Consider the following 21,998-nt stretch of genomic DNA (forward strand, 5'->3'; position numbering starts at 1 on the left):
CGCCTGAAACCTCCGCCGCCCAGAGTCCGAACCAGCGGTGGGACTCGCGGATCAGCCGGGAGCGGTGTCGGCGCCGGTGTCGGCGCCGGCTCCGGCGTCGGCCCCGGCTCCGGCGTCGGCGGCTTCGAGCACATCCCTCAGCTGGGAGCGCACGGTGATGCCCAGCTTGGGGAACGCTCGGTACAGGTGCGACGCGACGGTACGGGGAGAGAGGTACAGCTGTTCCGCCACCTCACGGTTGGTCAGGCCTGTGGCCGCGAGTCGTACGATCTGCCGCTGCTGGGGCGTGAGGTTGGCGTAGGCGTCCGGCTCCGTTGTGCCGCTGTGGGCGCCGGCGGCACGGAGCTCGGTCCGGGCTCGCGCGGCCCAGGGCCGCGCGCCCAGTTGTCCGAAGGCGGTCTCGGCCTCGGCCAGCGGCGGACGTGCCTCGACGATGCGACGCCGACGACGCAGCCATTCGCCGTACGCCAGAAGTGCCTGGGCTCGCTCCAGAGGCCTCCGGGCGAGTGCCGGAACTGCCAGGGCCTGAGTGAAGTGGTGCTCGGCCTCGTCGGGAGGGGCCAGTACCGCTCGGCTCAGGTGGACCAGGGCCGTCCGGCGCGATGCGAGATGCCCGGCGTCCCTGAGGGAGCGTTCGGCCGTGTCCACGGCACGGGCCGCCTCTTCGTGCCGGCCGCAGCGCGCCGCGGCCGCCGCGAGTTCCGGCAGCGCCGGGTGGGAGAGGTGATAGTGCACGGGGTTGCCCTGGCCGTCGAAGAGCGTGCGGTAGTGCAGGTACGCCGTTGCGTGGTCGCCGTCCACGGTTGCGGCGGTTCCCAGTGCCCGGTGGGCGATGACCAGGACCGAACGACTCTCCAAGGGATCGATGAGCGACAGGGCACGTCGGGCCTCTGCACGTGCTCCGGAGGTGTCTCCCCGTGAGGCACGCAGGAGAGCGTCGGTGGACGCGGCGCAGGCGGCGGCGTGGTCGAGACCGGCGGAGGTCGCGAGGGCCGAGAGTTCGTCGCACGCTGCCTGGGCTCTGTCCCACCTGCCATGTTCCAGATAGGCCAGAGCAGCGACACCGCCCAGGCCGTCGGGAAGTGGCCCCCTGGACGTCCACGAGGCGAAGGCCGTATCGAAGGTACGTACGGCCAGATCCGTCTCGTCGAGCAGCCACGCGGCGATGGCGAGCAGTGTCAGCGTCTGCGGCCGGTCCACCGCCGCCGCGATCAGGGAAGGCAGTCGCTGGGGCAGATCCCGGCCGGCGGCCTCGGGACGCGCGACGACCCTGGCCCACTCACCCAGGAGAGCCTCCTGATCACCGAGGCGTAGGAAAGCCTCACCGTCACCGAGCCGCAGCAGAGCCGCCTCCTTGTTCCCGAGCCGCCGGGCCGCGGGGGACGGCTCAGAGACAGCTGTGACAGGAAGAAGGCGTTCGATCTCCCGCAGTTGGGACGGGTCGCCCGAGTAGAAGCGGACCACGGCGGCCGCGGCCAGGGCTTCCGCGGCGGCCTTGGGGTCGGTGTCCGCCAGGGCCAGGGCCGGCCGCATCAGTTGCGCGAATGCGGCACTGTGTGAGCTGGTCAGCGCCATGAGCCGCCCCACCTGCAGGGCCGCGAGCGCCGCGGCCCCCGGGTCGTCCGTACTGGCCTGGGTACGGGCGGCCAGCCGTTGGACGGTGTGGAGCCGGCCGGTCAGTACCGCCGTGCTCGTGGCGGCGGCAAGCAGCCGGGTGCTGTCGGCCTGGTCGGGGTGCAGAACGGCGGCACGTTCCAGCAAGTGCGCGGCGGCCGCGTACCCGCTGCGGCGCCGTGCCCGGTCCGCGCTGCTCTCGAGTACGGCGGACACGTGCGCGCTCAGGCCGGACGTGGCGGCGGCGAGGTGCCAGGCGTACCGGTCGGGGTCCTGTCCGCGGAACAGTCCGGCCAGCTCCAAGTGGGCCGCCCGGCGTTCTTCGGCCGGGGCCGCCTGATAGATCGCGATGCGTGACAAGGGGTGGCTGTTGCGCAGCCGTCCCCCGGTCCGGCGGATGAGACCGGCTTCCTCGGCGGCAGCCCACACGGGATCGCCGACGTCCGGAAGCCAGGACAGTACTGGGTGCGGGGGATCCTCGGCGTCCGTCGTGGCCAGGCGTACCACCGCGCGCCGGGTCGCGGCCGGCAGCGCGGCCAGGCGGTCCGCGTACAACCTCGCCAGTCGGTCCGTGACAGGGAGGAACGGGCCGTCGGCGCCGCGGTCGGTGAGCGTGGCGCGGTCGGTGAGCGTGCCGCGGTCGGTGAGCGTGCCGCGGTCGGTGAGCGTGCCGCGATCGATGTGCGTGCCGCGATCGGTGAGCGTACCGCGGTCAGTGAGCGTGGCGCGTTCCGCGGCGGCCCTGGCCAGTTCCACCAAGGCCGAGGGGTTTCCTTCCGCCTGGTCGAGGATTCGCTGGCGGGTGAGCGTGTCGGGTATCTGCGGCTGCTGGTCCAGCAGTTGGTTCGCCGCGGTCCGCTCGAGTGGGGCCAGGACGATGGTCTGCTGCCGCGCCGCGAGATCCGGTAGTACGAGTACACCGTCGCGGGTGGTCAGCAGCATCGTCACCGGCTCGTCGGCCAGTCGGCGGGCAGCGAAGGAGAGTGCGTCCAGCGAGGCGCGGTCGGTCCACTGGGCATCGTCCACGACCAGCAGCAAGGGCCGCTCGACGGCGAGCTCCGACAGCAGTGTGAGGACGCCGGTCCCGATGAGCATCGGATCGGGTGCCTCGCTCTGCTCGGTCAGTCCGAACGCGGTGCGCAGAGCGCTGCGCTGCCTCGGGGGCAGTGTGTCGATGTGCTGGCGGACCGGCCGCAGAAGCTGGTGCAGGCCCGAGAACGCCAGGTTGGTCTCGGACCGGCTGCTGTCGGCCCTCAGTACCCGGCCGCCCGCCGCGCCGAAGCGGGACGCGGCCCGCCCCACAAGCGTGGTCTTGCCTGCTCCGGCGGCTCCCGTCACCGTCAGCAGTCCGCCCGTGGGCCTCGCCGCATCGACGGCTGCGAGGAGCTCGTCCAGTTCCGCTTGCCTGACCGTGCGGAAGCCGTCTTCGTCGGCTGCGGTTCCCGCCGCGTGCTCGTCCACCAAGTCTCCAGAGGTCGCTGTTCCGCTGACTGAAGCAACGTGGTGGCCCTGATGATTCCGGTCGCCGCATTCCGCATTTCGACGCTATGGACGGTCCTTCCCCGTAGGCAAGTGCAGTCAGGTGTCCGATACCGCTGGGAGCACGCTCGATCCCAAGCTGGGAAGCGTCCGACACCTACGAAGGAGAACCATGTCGTCCCTCCCCCCGCCCTCCCTTTCCTCCCTTTCTTCCCCTTCCTCCGCTTCCTCCACTTCCTGCACTTCCCCTACTTTCCTGCCCTCCTCCGCTTCCTCCCCTTCTCCGCCTGCTTCCCCTTCCTCGCCTTCCTCCCGCGAGTCCGTGAACGGGCGGAGCGCGCAGCCGGGCGGCGCCGGGAAGCCGACGGTCAGCACCATCGAGCTCGGTGATGTGCAGATCCACCGCGTCATGGAGTTCTCCGACACGACGCCGATGACGACGGACGTCTTCTTCCCCAACAGCAAGCCCGAGGAGTGGCAGCGTCACACCGAGCTGCTGGCACCCCACCACTGGGAGCCGGAGAGCGACCTCACCCGCGCCGCGACCCAGACGTGGGTGCTGCGCAGCGAGGGCAGGATCATTCTCGTCGACACGGGCGCGGGCAACGGCAAGTACCGCCCGCTGCAACCGATCTGGTCGTACCTGAACACCGACTACCTGGCGAATCTCGCCGCCGTCGGCGTGCGGCCCGAGGACGTCGACATCGTCATCAACACCCATCTCCACGACGACCACGTCGGCTGGAACACCCGGCTGGAAGGCCGGGACTGGGTGCCCACCTTCCCCAACGCCACTTACCTCATGCCGCAGCGCGACTTCGAGTACTGGAAGCCCGAGAACCTCCACAACACGGTGTTCGGGCGGGGCAACCAGAACGTCTACGAGGACAGCGTCGACCCGGTCGTCGAGGCCGGCCTGGTGGAGGTCTGGGACGATTCGTACACCATCGACGCCAACCTCCGCTTGGAGCTGGCTCCCGGGCACACTCCCGGCGCGTCGATCATTCACCTGGAGTCCGCTGGCGACCGCGCCATCTTCGCCGGTGATCTGCTGCATGGCGCGATACAGATACACGAGCCGCACATCAACAGCTGCTTCGAGGAGGACGAGGACGGCGCCCGCGCCAGCCGTGCGCGGATGTTCGCCCGCGCGGCCGACAGCAACGCCCTCGTACTGCCGGCCCACCTGCCCGGCCATGGCGCCTTCGAGCTGCGCCGACGCGGTTCCGGCTTCGAGCTCGCCAACTGGGCGCCCTTCTCCTTGACGTGAGTGCGTTGCTCGATCGGTTGCGGTGAGGAACGTGCAGAGCCTTGGTGGGCATGACTGGCCACGCGCCGCGTGTGTGGGGCTGGGGCTAGGGCTGGGGCTGGGGCTGGGGCTGGGGCTGGGGCTGGGGCTGGGAGCGGGAACTTCCTGACGGCTTCGCGCGTTGCGGAGGACGACCTGATCATTTGCTGTGTAACGCGACGGCCGTGCCGTCGTCGGCCGTGCCGTCGTCGGCCGTGCCGTCGTCGGGGGAAGTGAGCAAGCCATGGCCATGGTGGGCCTGTTCTGGATCGCTGAGGGCGACGTGTACGCGGGCGCGAAGCCCACCGGCCCGGCTGCCGGGATACGCCTGGCCCCCGAAGGCGTGGTGGCCCTCGGCGACGGGCAGTCCGGCCTCTACCTGTGGGAGGACGTGCACGCCCTGACAGTGGCGGACGTCCCTGTGAAATCCCTGAAGCGGCAGGTCAGCGCGGTCAGGGACCTGGCTCTGGACACCGTGGTGAATCGGGCTCTCCCCGCGGGCCCGGGCCGCACGAGCGAAGCCCCGCCATTGATGACGGTGCGCGTGGAGTCCCCTGAAGGTGACCACGAGTTGCATGCCTACGTGGCCGCGGCCGTTGGCTACTCCTCGACAGAGGTCGATCTCTCCCGAGCTCTCCTGGCCCGCCTCACGGAGGGCGCCGCGACGATGGCCACCACGCTCGCAGCGATGTCGGAGTGGGGCCGCGCATGGGAGGGCGGGTCGCCTCGGGCCTCGGAGCGGGAGGCGTTGTTGCGGGAGTGGGTGGGCTAGGTGTGTTGCCTTGTGAGGTTGGGGACGCGGCTGGTGGGTCGCTGGTCTGGGTTGATGCGAGCGGTCGACGCCGTCGGTGCGGGGCGCGTTGAGGCGGTTGGCATGGCATCGTCCCTGTGCGGGTGAGGTCAGCCGGACGAGTCCGATCCGGGTGTACCGAGGGTACGGGCGATGCCGGTGTCCAGGTCGGTCTCGTAGCCGGTATGGAAGGCGAGCCGGTAAGCGTGGCCGCCGAGGGCCTGGCGGGTGTGCTGTTCGCAGGCTTCGCGGGCTGCGGTCCATGCAGGAATTCCGGTCTGCGGTCGGCCGAGGGTGTCCCAGACCTGCTGGGCCAGGCCGAGCAGGTGGGCGGCGTGCTCGACCTGACCGTCAGTGGCTGCGGCCTGGGCCAGCACGTCCAGGCACATGCCATAGCCCACGCTGTCGTGCAGCCGGTACTTGACCGCCAGGGCCGCCCGGGCGTACTCCTGCGCGGCCCGGGGCCGGCCTCGGGCCAGTTCGGCCTGGGCACGTAGGAGGTCACCCCAGGCGCGTTGACAGCGCTCGCCGTGCCGGTCGCAGGTGGCGCCGTGCTCTTCCAGCCGGCCGATGGCCTTCGCGATGCGCCCCGCGGCCACGTAGGCGTGGCCGGTGCTCACCAGGGCCACCATAGTGGGGAAGGTGAGCGGTTCCTCGGCCCGGTGTGTGGCGAGCAGGACCTCGGACAGAGACACCACCTGCGCCGGACCACCACGCAGTGTCGCCGCGAGGATGGCGCTGGCTGTCGCGGCGGCTGCTTCGGCGACGCCGAAGTGCTCGGCCTGGGCGAGGCACTCGGCGGTCCGGGCCTCGATGCCGTCCAGATCACCCAGAGTGATCAGGGTTAGACAGCTGATGAAGAGGGCCTTGACACGGGCCGGTCCAGGTTCGGTGTCGGGTGGGACCGGTGGCCCGTTTCCGCGCACCGCCACCTGGGTCAGGCGTCCGGGGTGCGGCGTCCGGCAGGAAGCCGTACGGTCGGTCGGCCGGGCGGGCTCGGTGAGCCGGCTTGCCAGGAGGTACTGCTTGCCAGGAGATAGTCCACCTGGATGTCCGGGTAATCCGTACCGGCGGTCACGTGCTGGGGAAGCCGGGAGCGGGCGCTTTCGGAGGCCGAGACGCGGCCCGGGGAGCCGTGGAAACTGACGGTGACGTCCGGGTCCGTACCAAAGCGCAGGGCGTCGGCCGTCACGCCCGCGGTCAGCGCGATGTCGGATGTCTCGGGGTCGGGCCCTATGTAGCTATCCCGCTTTCAGGGCGGCTGGATGCGCTTCTTGGCCGAGCCGCCGCGCCCGCCTGCACCGCCTTTGCCCGACCGGGACGAGGCGCTCTTGGCCGTCTTCTTCTTGGCGGGTGCGGCTTTCTTGGCGCTGGCTGCCTTCTTGCCGCTGGTCGTCTTCTTGGCGGTGGCCGTCTTCTTACCGCTGGTCGACTTGTTGGCGGTGGCCGTCTTCTTGCCGCTCGTCGACTTGTTGGCGGCAGCCGTCTTCTTGGCGGTGGCCGTCTTCTTGGCGGCAGCCGTCTTCTTAGCGGTAGCCGTCTTCTTGGCGGTGGGCCGACCGGGTGAGGCCTTCGGGGCCGCCGTCTCCTCGGCGGTGGCCGTCCTCTTGGCCGCCGACTTCTCAGCCCCCGCCACATTTCCGGTCGTGTCCGTCACTCCGGCAGCCGTCCCGCCCGCCGCCTCGGCCGTGCGTCCCGCGCTGCTGCCCACGCCCTCGACCGCGTGCCCGGCGATGCCGCCCACGTCCTGCACCGTACGGCCCGCCGAGTCGGCCAGGGCCCCGGCCGCGGCCCCCGCGCCCTGACCCACGCCTTCGAGCGCTCCGCCGGCGCTGCGGCCCAGCTCCCCCGCTGCCGTCCCCGCGCCCTGGCCGACCTGCTGAACAGCTCCCCCGGCGCCGCGCCCCACCTCGCCCAGCGCGGTCCGGGCGCCGCCGCCGACATCGCGGGCCACGTCACCGACGGCGTTGGTGACGGACTGGATGATCTGCGGATTGTTGTCGATGGTTTCCAGTACCCGCTCGATGATCGCCGCCACATTGTCCAGCCGTACCTTCAGCAGCGCCTGGGCCTCCACACCCTTGATGGTGAGCTGCACCCTGCCCAGGTCCACGTCCGCACCGACGTTGAGTTTGAGCAGATCCAGAACCTCGGCCTGCAGGGACACTCGGGCACGGAGATCCTCGACCTCCAGTTCGATCTCGTCGACCTGGAGAGCGGGGACATCGAGAACGACATCCGGATCCACGGCTTCCCAGGGAATCTCGGCGTCGTCGTCCATTACTCCGCCCTTCACACTGACCAGGAGACGTAAGAATTCCCTGGCAGATGCCACATATCTTCCACTGTCCAGATATAGACCAGCACGTCGCGGTGCGCGAACGCTCCGGTACTAGTGGCAGCCCGCGGGACCGAGGAAGGTCATGCGGGCCAGGTCGTCCGTCGGCTGGAACGGAGCCTGGAGGGCAGGTAGCCGTCCATCAGCTGGCGCAATGCCGGACCGACCTGCTCGGGGATGTGGACGGCAGGACGGTCGCCCGGTGTGGCCCCGGCTAGCTGGTACAGATGCGCTCGGGCATCCGTGTCAGGGTTAGCGCGCGGCTGAGGGCGTCGAGCACCTGGGGTGAGGGGTTGCGTTCGCGTCCTTGTGCCAGGCGGGTGTAGTAGTCGGCGTTCACGCCGGCCAGGACGGCGACCTGCTCGCGGCGCAGGCCGGCGACTCGGCGGGGCCCGTAACTCACGATGCCGACGTCCTCCGGCAGCAGGCCGGCGCGGCGTGTCGGTGGTCGACGGCCGGCAGCCGGCAGCCGACAACCGGTCGGGAGTCACCAGTGCGAAGATCAGGCGGGGGCGCGGAGTACCTGGCCGGGGTAGATCTGGTCGGGACCGGACAGTACGGGGCTGTTCGCGTCGAGGATCTTGCGGCTGGCTTCGGCGTCACCGTAGATCCGTTTTGCGACGTCGGTGAGCGATTCGCCCTCCTGTACGGTCACGAATCGCGGCTTCATACCTTCTTGGCCAACCGTGATGCGGTCCTCCACCCTGGCTACCCCGACCACGTTGCCCAAGGCGAGCAGGATTTTCTCCTTCTGCTCCTGCATGGCGGCGTCGCCGCTGACGATCGCCGTCATTCCCGCTACGTCGACGTGGAAGTGATCACAAGTCAAGCCCAGGTCTTCCAGGCGCGCTTTGAGCTGAGAGGCGACAACGACCGGTTCGACCGGTTCGACTGGTTCGACAGCTTCGACCGGTTCATTGGCCGAGGGGGAAGCCAGTTGGCGGTCTGTCTGCAATTGGTGCCCCGCCTCAGGAACGAACTCGTATGTTGTCATGCCCTCTCTCACTCTCCCCGGGGTCTTCGTCCGATGAGCGTGCCACCGTCCGCCGTGCCCCGGAAGCCACATCCCGAACACCGGCGCGTCGGGCCGTCACGGCAGAGCAGTACCAGTATCGCTGTCGCGCCGGCGCCGTACGCCGACTCGGAGCAGGTCCCGTAGCCGGACGAGGGCCCGCGGCATTCACGGACCCTCTCGGGTTCAGGCCGAGGTGTTCAGCCGGCCAGGTGAGTGATGAGCGCCTTGGTGACGTCTTCGGTGGTGGCGGTGCCGCCGACGTCACGGGTGAGGATGCCGGCGGCGGTGGTGGCCTGGACGGCCGCATTCAGCCGGGCGGCCTGCTCGGGAAGGCCGAAGTGATCGAGCATGAGGGCGGCGCTGCCGACGGCTCCGATGGGATTGGCGAGGCCCCGTCCGGCGATGTCGGGGGCCGAGCCGTGTACGGGCTCGAACATGCTGGGGAAACGGCGCTCGGGATTGAGGTTCGCGCTGGCGGCGAGACCGAGACTGCCGGCGAGCGCGCTGCCGAGATCGGAGAGGATGTCGGCGTTGAGGTTGGAGGCGACGACGACGGAGAGCTCCTCGGGCTTGAGGACGAACTTCGCCGACATCGCGTCGACCAGCACGCTCTCGGTCTCCACATCCGGGTATTCCGCGGCGACGCGCGTGAACACGTCGTCCCAGAGGACCATGCCGTACTGCTGCGCGTTGCTCTTGGTGACGCTGGAGACCTTGCGTCGGTCCCGGGTACGGGCGAGGTCGAACGCGAAGCGCATGATGCGCTCGCAACCCACCTCGGTGAACAGGGCCGACTGGACGGCAACTTCACCTCCGGGGCCGCGGCCTGCGAGGTTACGGCCGCCGAGTCCCGCGTACTCGCCCTCGCTGTTCTCGCGTACGACGACCCAGTCGAGCGCGGTGTCGTCGGCCTTGCGCAAGGGGCTCTGGACGCCGGGCAGGAAGTGCACCGGGCGGACGTTGGCCCACTGGTCGAAGGACTGGCAGATCTTCAGGCGCAGGCCCCAGAGGCTGATGTGATCGGGGACGGTGGGCCAGCCGACCGCTCCGAAGTAGATCGCGTCGAAGTCCTTGAGCCGGTCGAGGCCGTCGTCGTCGATCATCTTGCCGGTCCTGGCGTAGTAGTCACAGCCCCAGGGGAACTCCTCCCAGTCGAAGGCGAAGGCGCCGTTTGAGTCCTCGGCCAGGGCGTCCAGAACGGTACGGCCTGCGGCCACGACCTCGGCGCCCACACCGTCGGCGGGGATGGCGGCGATGCGGAATGTGCGGGGCTGGGTCACGGGGCCTCCTGCGTGAGCTCGACGGGGTCTTCCTCGTCTTCGTCTTTCTGGTTCTTGAGTCAACACAGGGGTGCGGGAGGCCGTCCAAGACGTGCTTCCGATACGACGTATAGGCAGAGCCGATGGATGCGGGGACGGGGCCTCGCGGGAGTCTCTCGCGGACGCCTCTCGCGGGCGTCTTTCGCGGGCGTCTCTCGCGGACGCCTCTCGCGGACGCCTCAGTGCGCCGGCGCGGTGGCCTGGGTTCGCCGGTGGGCGAAGGAGTGCGTCAGTTGGAGGAAGGAACGTGCCGCGGGGGTCAGATGTGCGGACAGGCTGATCATGGCGACATGGAGGTAGGCCGTGTTCTCGATCGGGGCGACCACGGCTCCGCAGCGCCTCGCGAGCCGGGTCCACGCCGAGGGGAGCACGGCGATGCCGACTCCGGTCAGGACCAGCGGGAGTATCGACGTCCGGTGGTCGACGACCGTGACGATCTCGGCACCTGTGCCTCCGGCGGTGATGTCGTCGACGATGCTCCGCATGAGGCTGCCGGGGCGGGAGGCTATGAGCTTGTGTCCGGCCAGGTCGCCGGGGCGGACGGCGACATCGTCCTGGAGTGTGCCGCCCGGTGCGGCAACGGCCACGAACGGCTGCTCCTGGACCGGCAGGACATCCACGCCGACGGCCGTGCTGGGCTCGGCCGAACCCAGCAGGCCCAGCTCGCAGGCGCCGCTGCGCACCAGGGACACGACCTCCTCGGGTGTGAAGGCGGCCCGCGTGCTCACCGTCACTCCCGGGTGCCGCTCGGCGAAACGGTGGATGAGGGTGCTCAGCGGCTCGATCCCCGGGGAGGGCATGGACGCCACCTCCACCGTGCCCCGGCGCAGTCCGGACAGGGAGGAGGCGGCGTCCCGTACGGCCGCCATGTCGCGCAGGACCCGGCGGCTGGGCCCGAGCAGTTCGGTACCCGCCTCGCTGAGGACGACCCCGCGGCCCACCCGGTGGAAGAGTGCGACCCCGAGGTCCGCCTCCAGGTTGGCCATCGCCTGCGACAGCGACGGCTGAGCCACGTGCAGCGCAGCTGCGGCCTTACTGAATCCGCCGTGCTCGGCGATGGCGAGGAAATACTCAAGCTGCCTGGCGTCCACGGCACCTCCGATGGCGGAGTCATGTTCGGTAGCCGCAGCCTATCGATCCGGCAGTAACCAGTTACTGGTTACCCCTTACCGGTTACCCATCACCGGTAACCAGTTATCGGTAACCAGTCATCGCTTCGGCAGAGTTACAGCGGCCGGCCACGGTGTGGACCCGCACTCCTCGTTGCCGGGCCAGGTCACCGTCACTGTGGTGCCACCTCCGCTCCGTGCCGCCCGCCCCTTACCTGCTCGAGGCCGTCAGCGTTGCCGCCGGCATGCTGCTCCGTAACCTTGGCCGAACCGGCGAATCCCCCGATCGAACCGGCGGGAACTTCGTGCCGCCCGGCCAGCACCGCGCGGGCCCGTTCGAGATCGAGGTTGTTCTCCCACCTGGCGACGAACAACGTGGCGACCGCGTTGCCGTAGAAGTTCACCAACGCCCGGCACTCCGACATGAACTTGTCGATGCCGAAGATCAGCATGATGCCGGCAGCCGGAACATGGCCCACCGTCGAAAGCGTCGCGGTCAGCGCGATGAAACCGCCGCCCGCCACACCTGCTGCGCCCTTCGACGTCAGCAGCATCACCGCGAGGAGGCCCAGCTGCTGCCCGACCGACAACGGAGTGTCCGTGGCCTGCGCGATGTAGAGCGTGGCCAGCGACAGGTAGATGGCCGCGCCGTCGAGATTGAAGCTGTAGCCGGTCGGTACGACGAGCCCGACCGTGGACCGCTCCACGCCCATGAACTGCAGCTTGCGCATCAGCCCCGGAAGCGCGGGCTCGGCCGTCGAGGTCCCCAGGACCAGGAAGAACTCGTCTTTGAAGTACCGGAAGAGCTGGAAGATGTTCAGCTTCACGAAGGCGGCCAGGACCGCGCCCAGCACCACCACGACGAACAGGACCGATGTGACGTAGAACAACGCGATCAGCGAGCCGAGGCTGGTCAGGGTGGAAAGCCCGAACTTCCCGATGGCGTACGCCATCGCGCCGAACGCGCCCAGCGGTGCGGCCTTCATGACGAAGGCCAGGACCTTGAACACCACTTCGGTCAACCGGTTCACGCCGGCGGTGATCGGCTCGCCGACCTTGCCCACGCTCTTGAGCGCGATACCGAAGAGCACAGCAAGGAAGATGACCTGGAGGATGTCCCCTTCGACGAACGCGCCGAAGAAGCTGTGCGGCACCAGATCGGTCAGGAACTCCCACCAATACTGGTGTTCACCGCTCTTGATGTACTGGTCGGCCTCATCCGAGGTACTGATCGCGGACGCGTCGGCGTGCACACCGTCGCCGAGACGGAAGATGTTGATGGCGACCAGCCCGGTCAGCAACGCGACGATCGTGCCCACCTGGAAGTAGGTCAGGGCCTTGATGCCGGTCAGGCCGACCTTCTTCAGATCCGCGACGCCGGCGATTCCGCCGATGATCGTCAGGAACACGATCGGCCCGATCAGCATCTTCATCGCCGTGATGAAGGTGGTCCCGATCGGCTCCATCGAGGTGGCGAGATCCGGCCATCGCCAGCCGAGGAGGATTCCGATGACGATCGCCACCAGCACCTGCACGTACAACTGCCGCCACCATGGTTTCGCCGGCGTTCCGCCTTCCACTGCGGCAGGTGCTGGGGTCTGCGTCATTGCAACCTCCTCCAGGCGCGAAGAGGGCACGGCCCAGCACGTTCACGTGAAACGACGCGCATCGCGGATTGTCACGAATCGCCACGCAGCGGCTCCGCGTACAGACGCCCGAGACCTGGGGCCGTAACCCACGTGACGCCGAGCCCGATCAGCGCCACGCATACTGGCAGCCACAGTGAACCCGGTCACACATGGCGGGGTCCACGACCAAAAATCGATGGCCTGTATAGGCCTCGCCTATGAATCTCCGTGCCGTACCGCGCCGTACCGTGCCGTGGCGGGCTACGAGATACGGAGATGCAAGATATGGGGATGCGAGATATAGGAATGCGAGATACGGGGATACGGGCTACCGGTGCGGCGTGAAGCGATGGTCGCCATGGCGACCGGGCGCTGCTAGCTTGCGGCCGTGGATCTCTTCTCACGTAGCTGGACAGCACTGCGCACAGCGGTCGCCGAACTTCCGGACGAGGACTTCGCGCGGCCGTCCGGCTGCACCGGCTGGCTCGTACGGGACCTGGTGTGCCACCTGATCATCGACGCTCAGGACGTTCTGATCACCCTCGCCACCCCCGCCGACACGGAACCGACCCGGGACGCGGTGACCTACTGGAACGTCTCCGACACGCCGCCGACCGGCGACGACCCGCTCGACGCGCTGACCGTTCGGCTGGCTGCCGCGTACGAGGAGCCGCGGCTGCTCAAGTTCCATCTCGACGACGTCGGTTCCGCCGCCGGCCGCGCCGCCGTACTCGCGGATCCCGCGCTCCGGGTGAGTACTCGCGATGAGGTCCTCACCGCGGCCGACTACCTCTCCACGTACGTCCTCGAATGGACGCTGCACCACCTCGATCTGATCGCGCATCTTCCGGATGCGACGGATCCGCCCGCGGAGGGGCTCGCCCGGTCACGCGAAATGCTGGAAGAGATCGCCGGTACGGCGTTCCCCTCCTCGTTCTCCGACGCGGACGCACTGCTGATCGGCACCGGGCGGCGTGCCCCGAACGAAGCGGAGAAGACCGAGCTGAGCAAGCTGGGTGAGCCGGCCACGAAACTCCCGCTCATCCTCGGCTGAGGAGACTGCTGGCATTTGCAGTGCTGTCGGCACTTGCGGACCTTGCGGCGCTTGCGGCACTTGCGGCACTTGCGGCACTTGCGGACCTTGCGGCGCTGTCGGCAGTAGTCAGATCGTGGTCATACCGACGACGGCAGCCGATGAGGTCGACCGCTTCCCCCCGTACGCCCCGTTCGCCGCGCCGTACGTGACGGTGGCGATCGTCGGCACCGCCTGCGTCCAAGACGCGCTCGTGGCAGTGCTGATGCCGCTCACCATGGTGCAGCGCGGTGCGATCTTCACGGCACGTGCCTTCCGGTGAGTCGACACCATCAAGCATGACCATCATCAGCGCACTGGTCGCCGCGGCCGCTTGCGTCGGCCGTAGGAGCGGCGTTCGCGATGCTCGTCATCATCATGCGTAGCCTCCTGTACAAGGCGACCGGGTTGCAGGCCGAGATGGCTGAGGTCATTTGATGGCCATCATCGTCGGACTCGACCTCCTGCTCGCCAAAAGGCTGCCGGAGCACGGCTCGGACGACAGTTCGGACGGCAGTTCGGGGGCTGCTCGGACGGCCGTTCGGATGGCCCCGCGATGAGCGGGCCCCTCGCCCAGCTGGTGGATTCCGGCGAGTGCGGCGGCCTGACACCCGTGGAGTGCGGAGCCGTGGGGAGCCGTGTGCAGCACACTGGCGCCATGGATCACACCAGGCAGCGCGGGAGTCAGGGCGGGGCGGCGGCCTCGCGGAGGTTCGCTCCGCGGCCGGAGAGTGTGGCGCTGGCTCGGCGTTTCGTACGGACCACGTTGGGCGGCGGCGTCGGCTCCGATGCGGTGGAGACGGCCCAGCTGCTGGTCAGCGAGCTGATGACCAACGTGGTCCTGCACGCGCGCACAACGGCGGAGGTGACGGTCCGGGCATCCGACCACCAGGTTCACGTTCAGGTCAGCGATCATCAGCCGTGCCGCGGATTGGTATCGCAGGGGCGGCTTCCGTACACCGGCCCGGGGCAGGGGCTGGCCGTGGTGGAGCAGCTGGCTTCCCGGTACGGGGTCGAGACAGGTGACGACCGTAAGACGGTGTGGTGCGAACTACGGCTGGACGGACAATCGCCGGCAGCCTCAGAACCTCCGGCATCGCCACCAGACCCGCCGACATCGGCCCCACCCTCCCCGTGGGGAACTCCCGTGCCGCCTTGCGGCAGTCCCGCTCACACCGTGACGCTGATCGACCTGCCGGACACGCTCTTCCTGGCGTCCCAGCATCATCGGCACAGGCTGTTGCGCGAGCTCACCCTTGCCGCGTACGCCGGTGAGGACATCGGCGTACGGCCGGAAGAGCTCGCCACCGCGCACGACATGAACAACCTGATCAACGCCGGCATGACGGTCGCACTGGCGGAACTGCCTTCCGTTTCGGACATCCACTCCCTGCGCCTGTCCCTGCCGGCGGATGCCGCACAGGCAGTGTTCACACTGCGTCATGTGCTCGACCTGGCAGACAAAGCAGCCCGGGAAGAACGCCTTCTCACCTGGCCGGCTCTTCCGCAGAACCGCGCCTTCCGGCACTGGCTGCTCGATCAGATCACGGGTCAGCTCGCCGGCGGGCCGGCCACCGCGTGGACCGTGGTCCCCCGCGAGCCGAGCGCCAGTCCCACCGAACCGGTGCCCTGGGACGCCAGCCACGTATGGGCCAGCAGGGTACCGACCATCGCCGCCGACGACGAGAACCGGATCATCGCGGCGAACGGGCCCGCGGCGGACATGCTCGGCTGGCAAGTGGACGAACTCGTCGGCCGGCGGCTCACGGTCCTCATCCCGGAGCATCTGCGTGAACGGCACATGGCGTCGTTCACCTCCCTCCTGCTCACCGGCCGGCCCCGTATCCTGGGCCGCTCGGTACCGCTCCCCGCGCTGCACCGGGACGGCCGCCTGGTCCCCGTCCGGCTGTTCATCCAGACCCAGGGCATGGCTGACGGCCGTACCGTGTTCGTCGCCCGGCTTTCCCCCAGGACCGCTCCCCCGGCCCCCTCGCCGCTGCCTCCCGGAGCCGGAGAGGGCAGGACGTCGGCCCCGCAACAACAGCCGGGCGGTCCGCACCTGCCCGATGTAACAAGTCCTGGGGTGATGAGGTCTGACGTCACGAGTCCTAACCTCACGAGTCCTGACCTTATGAATGCTGGCGTTATGAATGCTGGCGTAACGAATCCGGACGGGGCAGCGGAGTCGGACGTAACGGAACACGACCCGCGTACGGGCGGTCGTGACGAAGCCGGCGAGTCGGCGTCGGAAAGGCGGCTGCTCGCGGACATCGGAGAGGCGCTGAGCAGCACCCCGAATCTGGACGAGGGACTGCAGCGGGTGTGTAGGATGCTGACGCAGCGGCTGGCCGACTGGTGCGTGGTGGATCTGCTCAACGAGTCCGACCAGCTGGAACGGTTCTGCGTCTCGCACCGCAGCCCCACCACACTGCCCGCCGAAGCGTACGCGGGCAGGCTCCCGCCGGTGACCGGATCCGCGCGGGGGCCGCTGGCCCGGGTACTGCAGGGGGCCGGGCCGCTGCTGCTCACCGAGATCCCGCCGCCGAGCGAAGTGTCGAGCCCGCTCGATGCCCGATACTCCGAGCTGTTCGAGCGGATGGGAGCGAACAGCTCCGTCATCGCTCCGCTCCGGACCCGCGGTGCGGTGTTCGGCGCGCTGACGCTGGCCCGTACCGGCGACGAGCAGCCGTTCACCGAAGAGGCACTGCCCCTGATCGGTGACCTGGTCCGCAGCCTCGCCCTGGGAGTGGAGCACGCCCGCCTGTACCAGGAGACCCGGCAGATCGCCGAACGCCTCCAGCGCTCCCTGCTCCCCGTACTGCCCGACATCCCGCACCTGCGGATGGCTGCCCGATACGCGCCCTCCTCCACCACCGCGCAGATCGGCGGCGACTGGTACGACAGTTTCGTCGTCCCCAACGGCCGGACCGCAGTGGTCATCGGCGATGTCGCCGGACACGACCTGGAGGCGGCCGTCGCCATGAGCCAGTTGCGCAGCATGCTGCGCGGCATCGCCATCGACTGCCAGGAGCCGCCCGAAGAAGTGCTGCGCCGACTGGACATGGCGAACCACACTCTCTCCCAGGAAGCCACCGCCACCTGCATCTACGCTATCGTCACGGGCCCCCGCACCGGCCCCTGGGAGCTGAAACACTCCTCCGCCGGGCACCTGCCGCCACTGCTGACCACCAGGGAAGGCGAGACCCGGTACCTGGAAGGGGGCGCGGGCCTGCTGCTCGGCATGGAACCCGACATGCCTCGCCCCGGAGCCACGAATAGCCTCCCCGCCCACTCGACCCTGCTGCTGTATACCGACGGCCTCATCGAACGCCGCGACGAATCCCTCGACCACGCCATGGACAGGCTCCGCCGGCACACCGCCGAGCTCGCCGACGAACCCCTCGATGTGTTCTGCGACGAACTGCTCATCGGGCTGAGTGCCGACAGCGCCGACGACATCGCCTTTCTCGCCCTCCGCCCTGAACCGACCGAACCGCGCCAGCAGTAAGTAACGGCAGCGCGCCGTGGCGGGCCCTCAGCGGCAGAACGGGGTGAGTTCTCGGTTCATTTCCGAAGCAGGGTGAGCTCTCGGTTCATCTCGGCGAGGAAGCGGACAACCACGTGAAGTTCCTCGGGGGTGAAACGGGCGCGCGCGGCGTCGGTACCGCGCGCCAGGGGCTGGAAGTAGTCCCGTGCCACTTCCTTGGCCGCCTCGGCGTAGTGCAGGTGCACCACGCGGCGGTCGTCGGCGGCCCTGACCCGGCGGATGTGTCCGGCCTTCTCCAGCCTGTCCAGGCATGCGGTCATGGCACCCGAGGTGAGGTTGAGCTGCTTGCGCAGCCTCCCCGGCGTCATGGGCTCGGCGTTGCCGCTGCCATCACCATCGCCGTTGCCATCGCCGTCCAGGATGGCTCAACCGGATCGTCCAGGAGTTCGCCCAGTCGCAGGGATTGCATCTGACCGACGTACAGGCGCTCGTACCCTCCTGGCTGCGGGCCACCCAGCTGGTGCGGGCCGCCATGCCACCCGTCGTCACGATGCTTTCCCGGTACGAGCTCCCCCGCCTCGCCGCCGCCGCACCCTTCGAAGCGACCGGCCTGCTCGGCGCGGGCGGCCACGCGGACAGCACGAACAGCACGGACGGCGCGGAGAGGGCGCAGAGTGCGGACAGCGCGGAGAGTGCGGAGAGTGCGGAGAGTCCGAAGGACACAAAGGGCACGAAGGGCGCCGCGGAGGCCGATAACGCCACAGACACCGAGAACGCCACAGACACCGAGAACGCCGCGGACGCTGACAACGCCGGAGACGCCGACGGCGCCGTGGACACCGAGGACACGGACGGCCGTGCGAACAACTTCTGAGCTTCCCCCTGAATGAGCCGCTCAGGTAGCCGGCCGTGCCTCCTCAGGCAGCGGCGTGTCGAGAATGCCGGCGAGCAGTATGCGGAAGGCCCAGGTACGGCGCGGCTCCGGCGTGCCGGCGAGGAGTGGCTCGACTCGATCGACTTCTCCGACACCGGGAGCGCGAAGGCCGCGGTACTCGATCAGTTCGAGGGACGGGGCGCGGGCCTGCGCGCCCTGGTGTCCGACGCCGACGGTCCCCTGGTGCCTCGCAGGATAAGGCGGCAAGAAGGCCGGAAAGGCCGCGCCGCCCCACGTCACCCCGCGCCGCCCTTCCCCCCTTCCTTGGCGTAGACCTGTCCATGATCCTCGGTTACGCTCCGGCTGGCACCACTTGAGAGCGCTCTCACCTGCTCGCTGTTCCACCCCACCGCACTGGAACACAGAAGGGCCACCTGCCGTGAGACGTACGACAGTGATACGCACCAGCCTGTCCGCACTACTCCTCCTCGGTTCCTGGGGCGCCGCCGGGCTGGCTCCGGCCGCCGCAGCCCCCTCATCCACTCCTCCCGAAGCCCCCGCGTCCGCCGGCCTGCTCTCCGCGATGCAACGTGATTTCGGACTGACGGCACATCAGGCCGAAGCGCGTCTGGCCGCAGAGAAGACGGCGACGGCGGTCGAGAGCAAGGCGCGGCGCGCCGCGGGGAAGACGTACGGCGGCTCTTGGTTCACTCCGAGCAGCGGCACCCTGACGGTCGCGGTCAGCAACGCCCGCAAGGCCGACGCCGTACGGGCGACGGGCGCAGCCGTACGACTGGTCGAACACAGCGCGGCGCAACTCGATGCGGCCAAGAAGCGCATCGATGCGCTCTCCGCGCCACCGGCCGGCGTCAGCAGCTGGCACGTCGATCCCAAGGCCAACCGAGTCGTGGTCGATGTCGTCGCGGCCCAGAAGAACGACCGCGACGTCCGCGAATTCCTCGACCGCGCCCAGCAGGCCGGCCCCGTCACGGTCAAGGAGACGGCGCAGCGGCCCCGGACGTTCGCCGCAGGCACCGTCGGCGGCGATCCGTACTACACAGGTAACGTCCGCTGCTCCATCGGCTTCTCCGTACACGGCGGCTTCGTCACAGCCGGCCACTGCGGCCAGGCCGGCGCCTCGGTCAGCGGCTGGGACCGCTCGCCCATCGGCAACTTCCGGGGCTCGTCCTTCCCCGACAACGACTACGCATGGGTGAACGTCGGCAACGGCTGGTGGACCGTACCCGTGGTCCTCGGCTGGGGTACCGTGTCCGACCAGCTGGTCCGCGGCTCCAACGAGGCACCGATCGGCGCCTCGATCTGCCGCTCCGGCTCCACCACGCACTGGCACTGCGGCACCGTCCTGGCCAAGAACGAGACCGTCAACTACAGCCAGGGCGCCGTCCACCAGATGACCAAGACCAGCGTCTGCGCCGAGGGCGGCGACTCGGGCGGCTCCTTCATCAGCGGCGACCAGGCGCAGGGCGTCACGTCCGGCGGCTGGGGCAACTGCACCAGCGGCGGCGAGACTTGGTACCAGCCGATCAACGAAATCCTGACCCGCTACGGCCTGACACTTCACACGGCCTGACACTTCACAACACGGCCTGAACGCCCCAACCGGGGAAACCGGTTGTCAGGAACCGGTCGTCAGGAACCGGTCGTCAGGAACCGGTTGTCGGGAAACGGTTGTCGGGAAACGGTTGTCGGGGTGCACGCTGCCCGCTGCAAGCTGTCCGCAGCACGCAACACGCAGCCCGACAACCGTCGCGGCCTGAGGGCGCGTGCCGGGCGGCCGCCCGAGCCAGCACGGCGTCTGAAGCGGGGCGGCGCCTAACCCCAGGTGAGCGGGTCGAGGTGGAGGTAGAAACGCAAGCGGTCGTGGTCGAGGGCGATGCCGTACCGCTCGGCGAACGCCGCGTCCGCGGTCCGCGCCCGCCCCTCGTCCGGCCACGTCTCCCGCGCGTTGGCGAGCAGGAGCGCGAGGTCGGCGTAACGGTCGGCCAGCCCGAGGCGCCCCAGGTCGATGAAGCCCGACACCTCCAGGGTCTGCGGATCGAGGACAATGTTGGGCAGGCACAGGTCGCCGTGGCAGACGACCGTGTCGGCCGCCTCCTGCTCCCGTCGCCGCGCGACCTGCGGCACCAGGCGGGCCAGCAGTTCGGCGGCCGGTGTGTGCTGTTGCTCGACGGGCAGGAACTCCAGGTTCACCGCATCACGGGCCACAACGTCGTGCGCCACGGCGACCATGGTGTCCAGATCCCTGCGGAACGGGCACCGCCGTACGGGCACCTCGTGCAGTCTGCGGACCGCGTCCGCGATGCGTTCCCACGAGGCCCGCAGGTCCGCGGCCGGCAGCTGGTCGGCGGGTACGCCACGGACAGCACTGGTGACCAGGCAGGCACCCACGTCATTGGTGTACCAGTCGAGCACCTGGGGCCCCGGTACGCCCTCATCGCCGAGCCATACGACCCGGTCGCGCTCGGCCTCCAGGTCGGCCGCGTCGGCAGCCGGTACACACTTGGCGTACCGGCCGGCATCCGCACTGCGGAACACAGCGGCCCCCGACTCACCCGCGGTGACGGGCAGCCAGTCGCCCTCTCCGCCACCCGCGCCGAGCAGCGCCGGCGACACGATCCGAAGCGGCGGCCCGGGATGATCGCTCATGTCGGCCACTCTAACCAGCCGAGCAGCCGACCGCCCCGCCCCCACTCGGTGCGGTCGAGACCAGAAGAGTCCGGGACGAAGCGAGCAGCACAGTCACCGGTGCCACCGGGCCGCCGGGCCGCCGGGCCACCGGGCCACCGGGCCACCGGGCCACCGGGCCACCGGGGTTGACGGCGTACACACCGGGCCCCGCCCCCTTACTGTCGTAACGGCGGCCCGCAAGGCCGAACCTGACAGCACGGACTTCCCTTTCACCGTTTCCGCCGACGACCCGAAGCAGCTGAATCCGGCGCAAGCCCAACCGGGCTCAGCTGACAGCGCTCACCCACCCGTCCGCCCAGCCGCCCAGCCGTCCAGCCGCCCGTCCGTCCACCCGCCCGGCCGGAACTCGGTACGACACTGCTGGACTCCGTCGTCGCCCTCGGGGAATGGAGACCACTCACCGGGACGAAGTCGGGCACGGCAGGTATTCTCGCCGACGTTCGGGGAAGCTCAGGCACGCTTACTTCGTCAGTCGAGTCGACAGGAGCCACTGATGTCCGTTCGCCGAGTAGTGCCCGATGTCCAATCGAAAGCCATGGAGGAGAGCCGGGACTTCTACGGCCTCCTCGGGCTCGAGGAGACCATGAATCTGGGCTGGGTCATGACGCTCGCCTCTCCCTCCAACCCCTCGGCACAGGTCATTCTCATGAGCCGCGAGGAAACCGCGCCCGTCCAGCCCGATATGAGCATCGAGGTGGATGACGTGGACGCGGTGTACGCAGCCGTGGTCGACAGCGGCGCGGAGATCGTGCATCCCCTGCAGGACGAGGAGTGGGGCGTACGCCGGTTCTTCGTCCTCGACCCGAACGGCCGGGTGGTCAACGTCCTGGGCCACCGCTGAACCGACGCGTCCCCCCAGCGCCGCCCATAAGCCGCTGGTCGGAGCACTCGGCCACAACCGCACCCCGCACGAGATGCGGGCACCCGAGGCGGCGATGGCGACGCACGCCGACGGGCCCACCGCCCTGGACCGGGCGATGCATACCTACGCCCGTGCCGAGGCCGCCCGGGGGGACGGCGCGGAGGCCGAGGCGCCCCGGGTGGCCGCTGGTCTCGGGCTGCCCGACCGGGTACTGGGCGAGCCGGTCGGCGCGCTCTCCGGCGGGCAGCGGCGCCGCGTCGAACTGGCTCGCATCCTGTTTCGCCGGACACGACGGCGCCCTGCTGCTGGACGAGCCGACCAATCACCTCGACCCCGCCTCCCGTGACGAGGTGCTTGCCGCGGTCGGCTCGTACCCGGGGGCGATCGTGACGGTCACGCACGACGAGGGCGCCA

17 protein-coding genes and 2 pseudogenes are annotated in these 21,998 nt (G+C 69.4%); 9 read left to right on the forward strand and 10 right to left on the reverse strand.

Annotation, left to right across the window (positions count from 1 at the left end):
• Positions 1 to 51: 51 nt before the first annotated feature.
• Entirely contained in the window at positions 52 to 3,075 is a 3,024-nt protein-coding gene (locus AAC944_RS01330) for an AAA family ATPase (protein ID WP_051871328.1), read from the reverse strand.
• A gap of 427 nt (positions 3,076 to 3,502) precedes the next feature.
• Here AAC944_RS01330 and AAC944_RS01335 point away from each other — a divergent pair, with 427 nt between their 5' ends.
• Together AAC944_RS01335 and AAC944_RS01340 are read left to right on the forward strand one after the other, a co-directional pair.
• The gene (locus AAC944_RS01335) at positions 3,503 to 4,363 is read left to right on the forward strand and encodes an MBL fold metallo-hydrolase (protein ID WP_051871377.1); all 861 of its coding nucleotides are present in this window, start codon (positions 3,503 to 3,505) and stop codon (positions 4,361 to 4,363) included.
• Between the two features lie 262 nt (positions 4,364 to 4,625).
• Positions 4,626 to 5,153 (forward strand): hypothetical protein, encoded by a 528-nt coding sequence (locus tag AAC944_RS01340; protein WP_030607814.1) that lies wholly within the window; start codon positions 4,626 to 4,628, stop codon positions 5,151 to 5,153.
• Between the two features lie 128 nt (positions 5,154 to 5,281).
• Here AAC944_RS01340 and AAC944_RS01345 read toward each other — a convergent pair whose 3' ends face one another.
• From AAC944_RS01345 to dctA, 7 genes and pseudogenes are all read right to left on the reverse strand, one after another.
• Complete coding sequence (locus AAC944_RS01345) at positions 5,282 to 6,097, reverse strand: hypothetical protein (protein WP_196942721.1); 816 nt, start codon at positions 6,095 to 6,097, stop codon at positions 5,282 to 5,284.
• A 326-nt stretch (positions 6,098 to 6,423) separates the two neighbouring features.
• Entirely contained in the window at positions 6,424 to 7,452 is a 1,029-nt protein-coding gene (locus AAC944_RS01350) for a hypothetical protein (RefSeq protein WP_051871326.1), read from the reverse strand.
• Positions 7,453 to 7,572: 120 nt separating this feature from the next.
• Positions 7,573 to 7,978: pseudogene (locus AAC944_RS01355) on the reverse strand (helix-turn-helix domain-containing protein); the annotation flags it as partial.
• Positions 7,979 to 8,011: 33 nt separating this feature from the next.
• The gene (locus AAC944_RS01360) at positions 8,012 to 8,503 is read right to left on the reverse strand and encodes a BON domain-containing protein (protein ID WP_078888255.1); all 492 of its coding nucleotides are present in this window, start codon (positions 8,501 to 8,503) and stop codon (positions 8,012 to 8,014) included.
• Positions 8,504 to 8,721: 218 nt separating this feature from the next.
• A complete protein-coding gene (locus AAC944_RS01365; protein WP_030607797.1) occupies positions 8,722 to 9,804 on the reverse strand; it encodes a tartrate dehydrogenase in 1,083 nt (360 codons plus the stop codon).
• A 218-nt stretch (positions 9,805 to 10,022) separates the two neighbouring features.
• A complete protein-coding gene (locus tag AAC944_RS01370) occupies positions 10,023 to 10,934 on the reverse strand; it encodes a LysR family transcriptional regulator (protein WP_030607794.1) in 912 nt (303 codons plus the stop codon).
• Between the two features lie 191 nt (positions 10,935 to 11,125).
• Positions 11,126 to 12,559 carry a C4-dicarboxylate transporter DctA gene (gene dctA / locus AAC944_RS01375; protein ID WP_078888254.1) on the reverse strand — a complete coding sequence of 478 codons (1,434 nt, stop codon included), beginning with the start codon at positions 12,557 to 12,559 and terminating at the stop codon, positions 11,126 to 11,128.
• Between the two features lie 409 nt (positions 12,560 to 12,968).
• Here dctA and AAC944_RS01380 point away from each other — a divergent pair, with 409 nt between their 5' ends.
• From AAC944_RS01380 to AAC944_RS01390, 3 genes are all read left to right on the forward strand, one after another.
• Entirely contained in the window at positions 12,969 to 13,634 is a 666-nt protein-coding gene (locus AAC944_RS01380) for a maleylpyruvate isomerase N-terminal domain-containing protein (protein WP_030607788.1), read from the forward strand.
• Between the two features lie 115 nt (positions 13,635 to 13,749).
• Complete coding sequence (locus AAC944_RS01385; RefSeq protein WP_051871323.1) at positions 13,750 to 13,935, forward strand: DUF2975 domain-containing protein; 186 nt, start codon at positions 13,750 to 13,752, stop codon at positions 13,933 to 13,935.
• Between the two features lie 375 nt (positions 13,936 to 14,310).
• On the forward strand, positions 14,311 to 17,160 hold the full coding sequence (locus AAC944_RS01390; protein ID WP_078888293.1) for a SpoIIE family protein phosphatase: 2,850 nt from the start codon (positions 14,311 to 14,313) through the stop codon (positions 17,158 to 17,160).
• 56 nt (positions 17,161 to 17,216) lie between these two features.
• Here the strand turns inward: AAC944_RS01390 and AAC944_RS01395 are convergent, their stop codons facing one another.
• Positions 17,217 to 17,561 (reverse strand): MarR family transcriptional regulator, encoded by a 345-nt coding sequence (locus AAC944_RS01395; RefSeq protein WP_051871321.1) that lies wholly within the window; start codon positions 17,559 to 17,561, stop codon positions 17,217 to 17,219.
• A 68-nt stretch (positions 17,562 to 17,629) separates the two neighbouring features.
• Here AAC944_RS01395 and AAC944_RS01400 point away from each other — a divergent pair.
• Positions 17,630 to 17,776: pseudogene (locus AAC944_RS01400) on the forward strand (short-chain dehydrogenase); the annotation flags it as partial.
• Positions 17,777 to 18,467: 691 nt separating this feature from the next.
• Positions 18,468 to 19,604 carry a S1 family peptidase gene (locus AAC944_RS01410; protein WP_037771066.1) on the forward strand — a complete coding sequence of 379 codons (1,137 nt, stop codon included), beginning with the start codon at positions 18,468 to 18,470 and terminating at the stop codon, positions 19,602 to 19,604.
• 242 nt (positions 19,605 to 19,846) lie between these two features.
• Here the strand turns inward: AAC944_RS01410 and AAC944_RS01415 are convergent, their stop codons facing one another.
• A complete protein-coding gene (locus AAC944_RS01415) occupies positions 19,847 to 20,680 on the reverse strand; it encodes an APH(3'') family aminoglycoside O-phosphotransferase (RefSeq protein WP_030607773.1) in 834 nt (277 codons plus the stop codon).
• Between the two features lie 535 nt (positions 20,681 to 21,215).
• Between AAC944_RS01415 and AAC944_RS01420 the strand changes: the two genes are divergently transcribed.
• A complete protein-coding gene (locus tag AAC944_RS01420) occupies positions 21,216 to 21,563 on the forward strand; it encodes a VOC family protein (RefSeq protein ID WP_030607770.1) in 348 nt (115 codons plus the stop codon).
• A gap of 73 nt (positions 21,564 to 21,636) precedes the next feature.
• Positions 21,637 to 21,930 carry a hypothetical protein gene (locus tag AAC944_RS01425; RefSeq protein ID WP_438272777.1) on the forward strand — a complete coding sequence of 98 codons (294 nt, stop codon included), beginning with the start codon at positions 21,637 to 21,639 and terminating at the stop codon, positions 21,928 to 21,930.
• The last annotated feature ends 68 nt before the right edge of the window (positions 21,931 to 21,998 follow it).

This window comes from Streptomyces sclerotialus (assembly GCF_040907265.1).
In the GTDB taxonomy this organism is placed as follows: domain Bacteria; phylum Actinomycetota; class Actinomycetes; order Streptomycetales; family Streptomycetaceae; genus Streptomyces; species Streptomyces sclerotialus.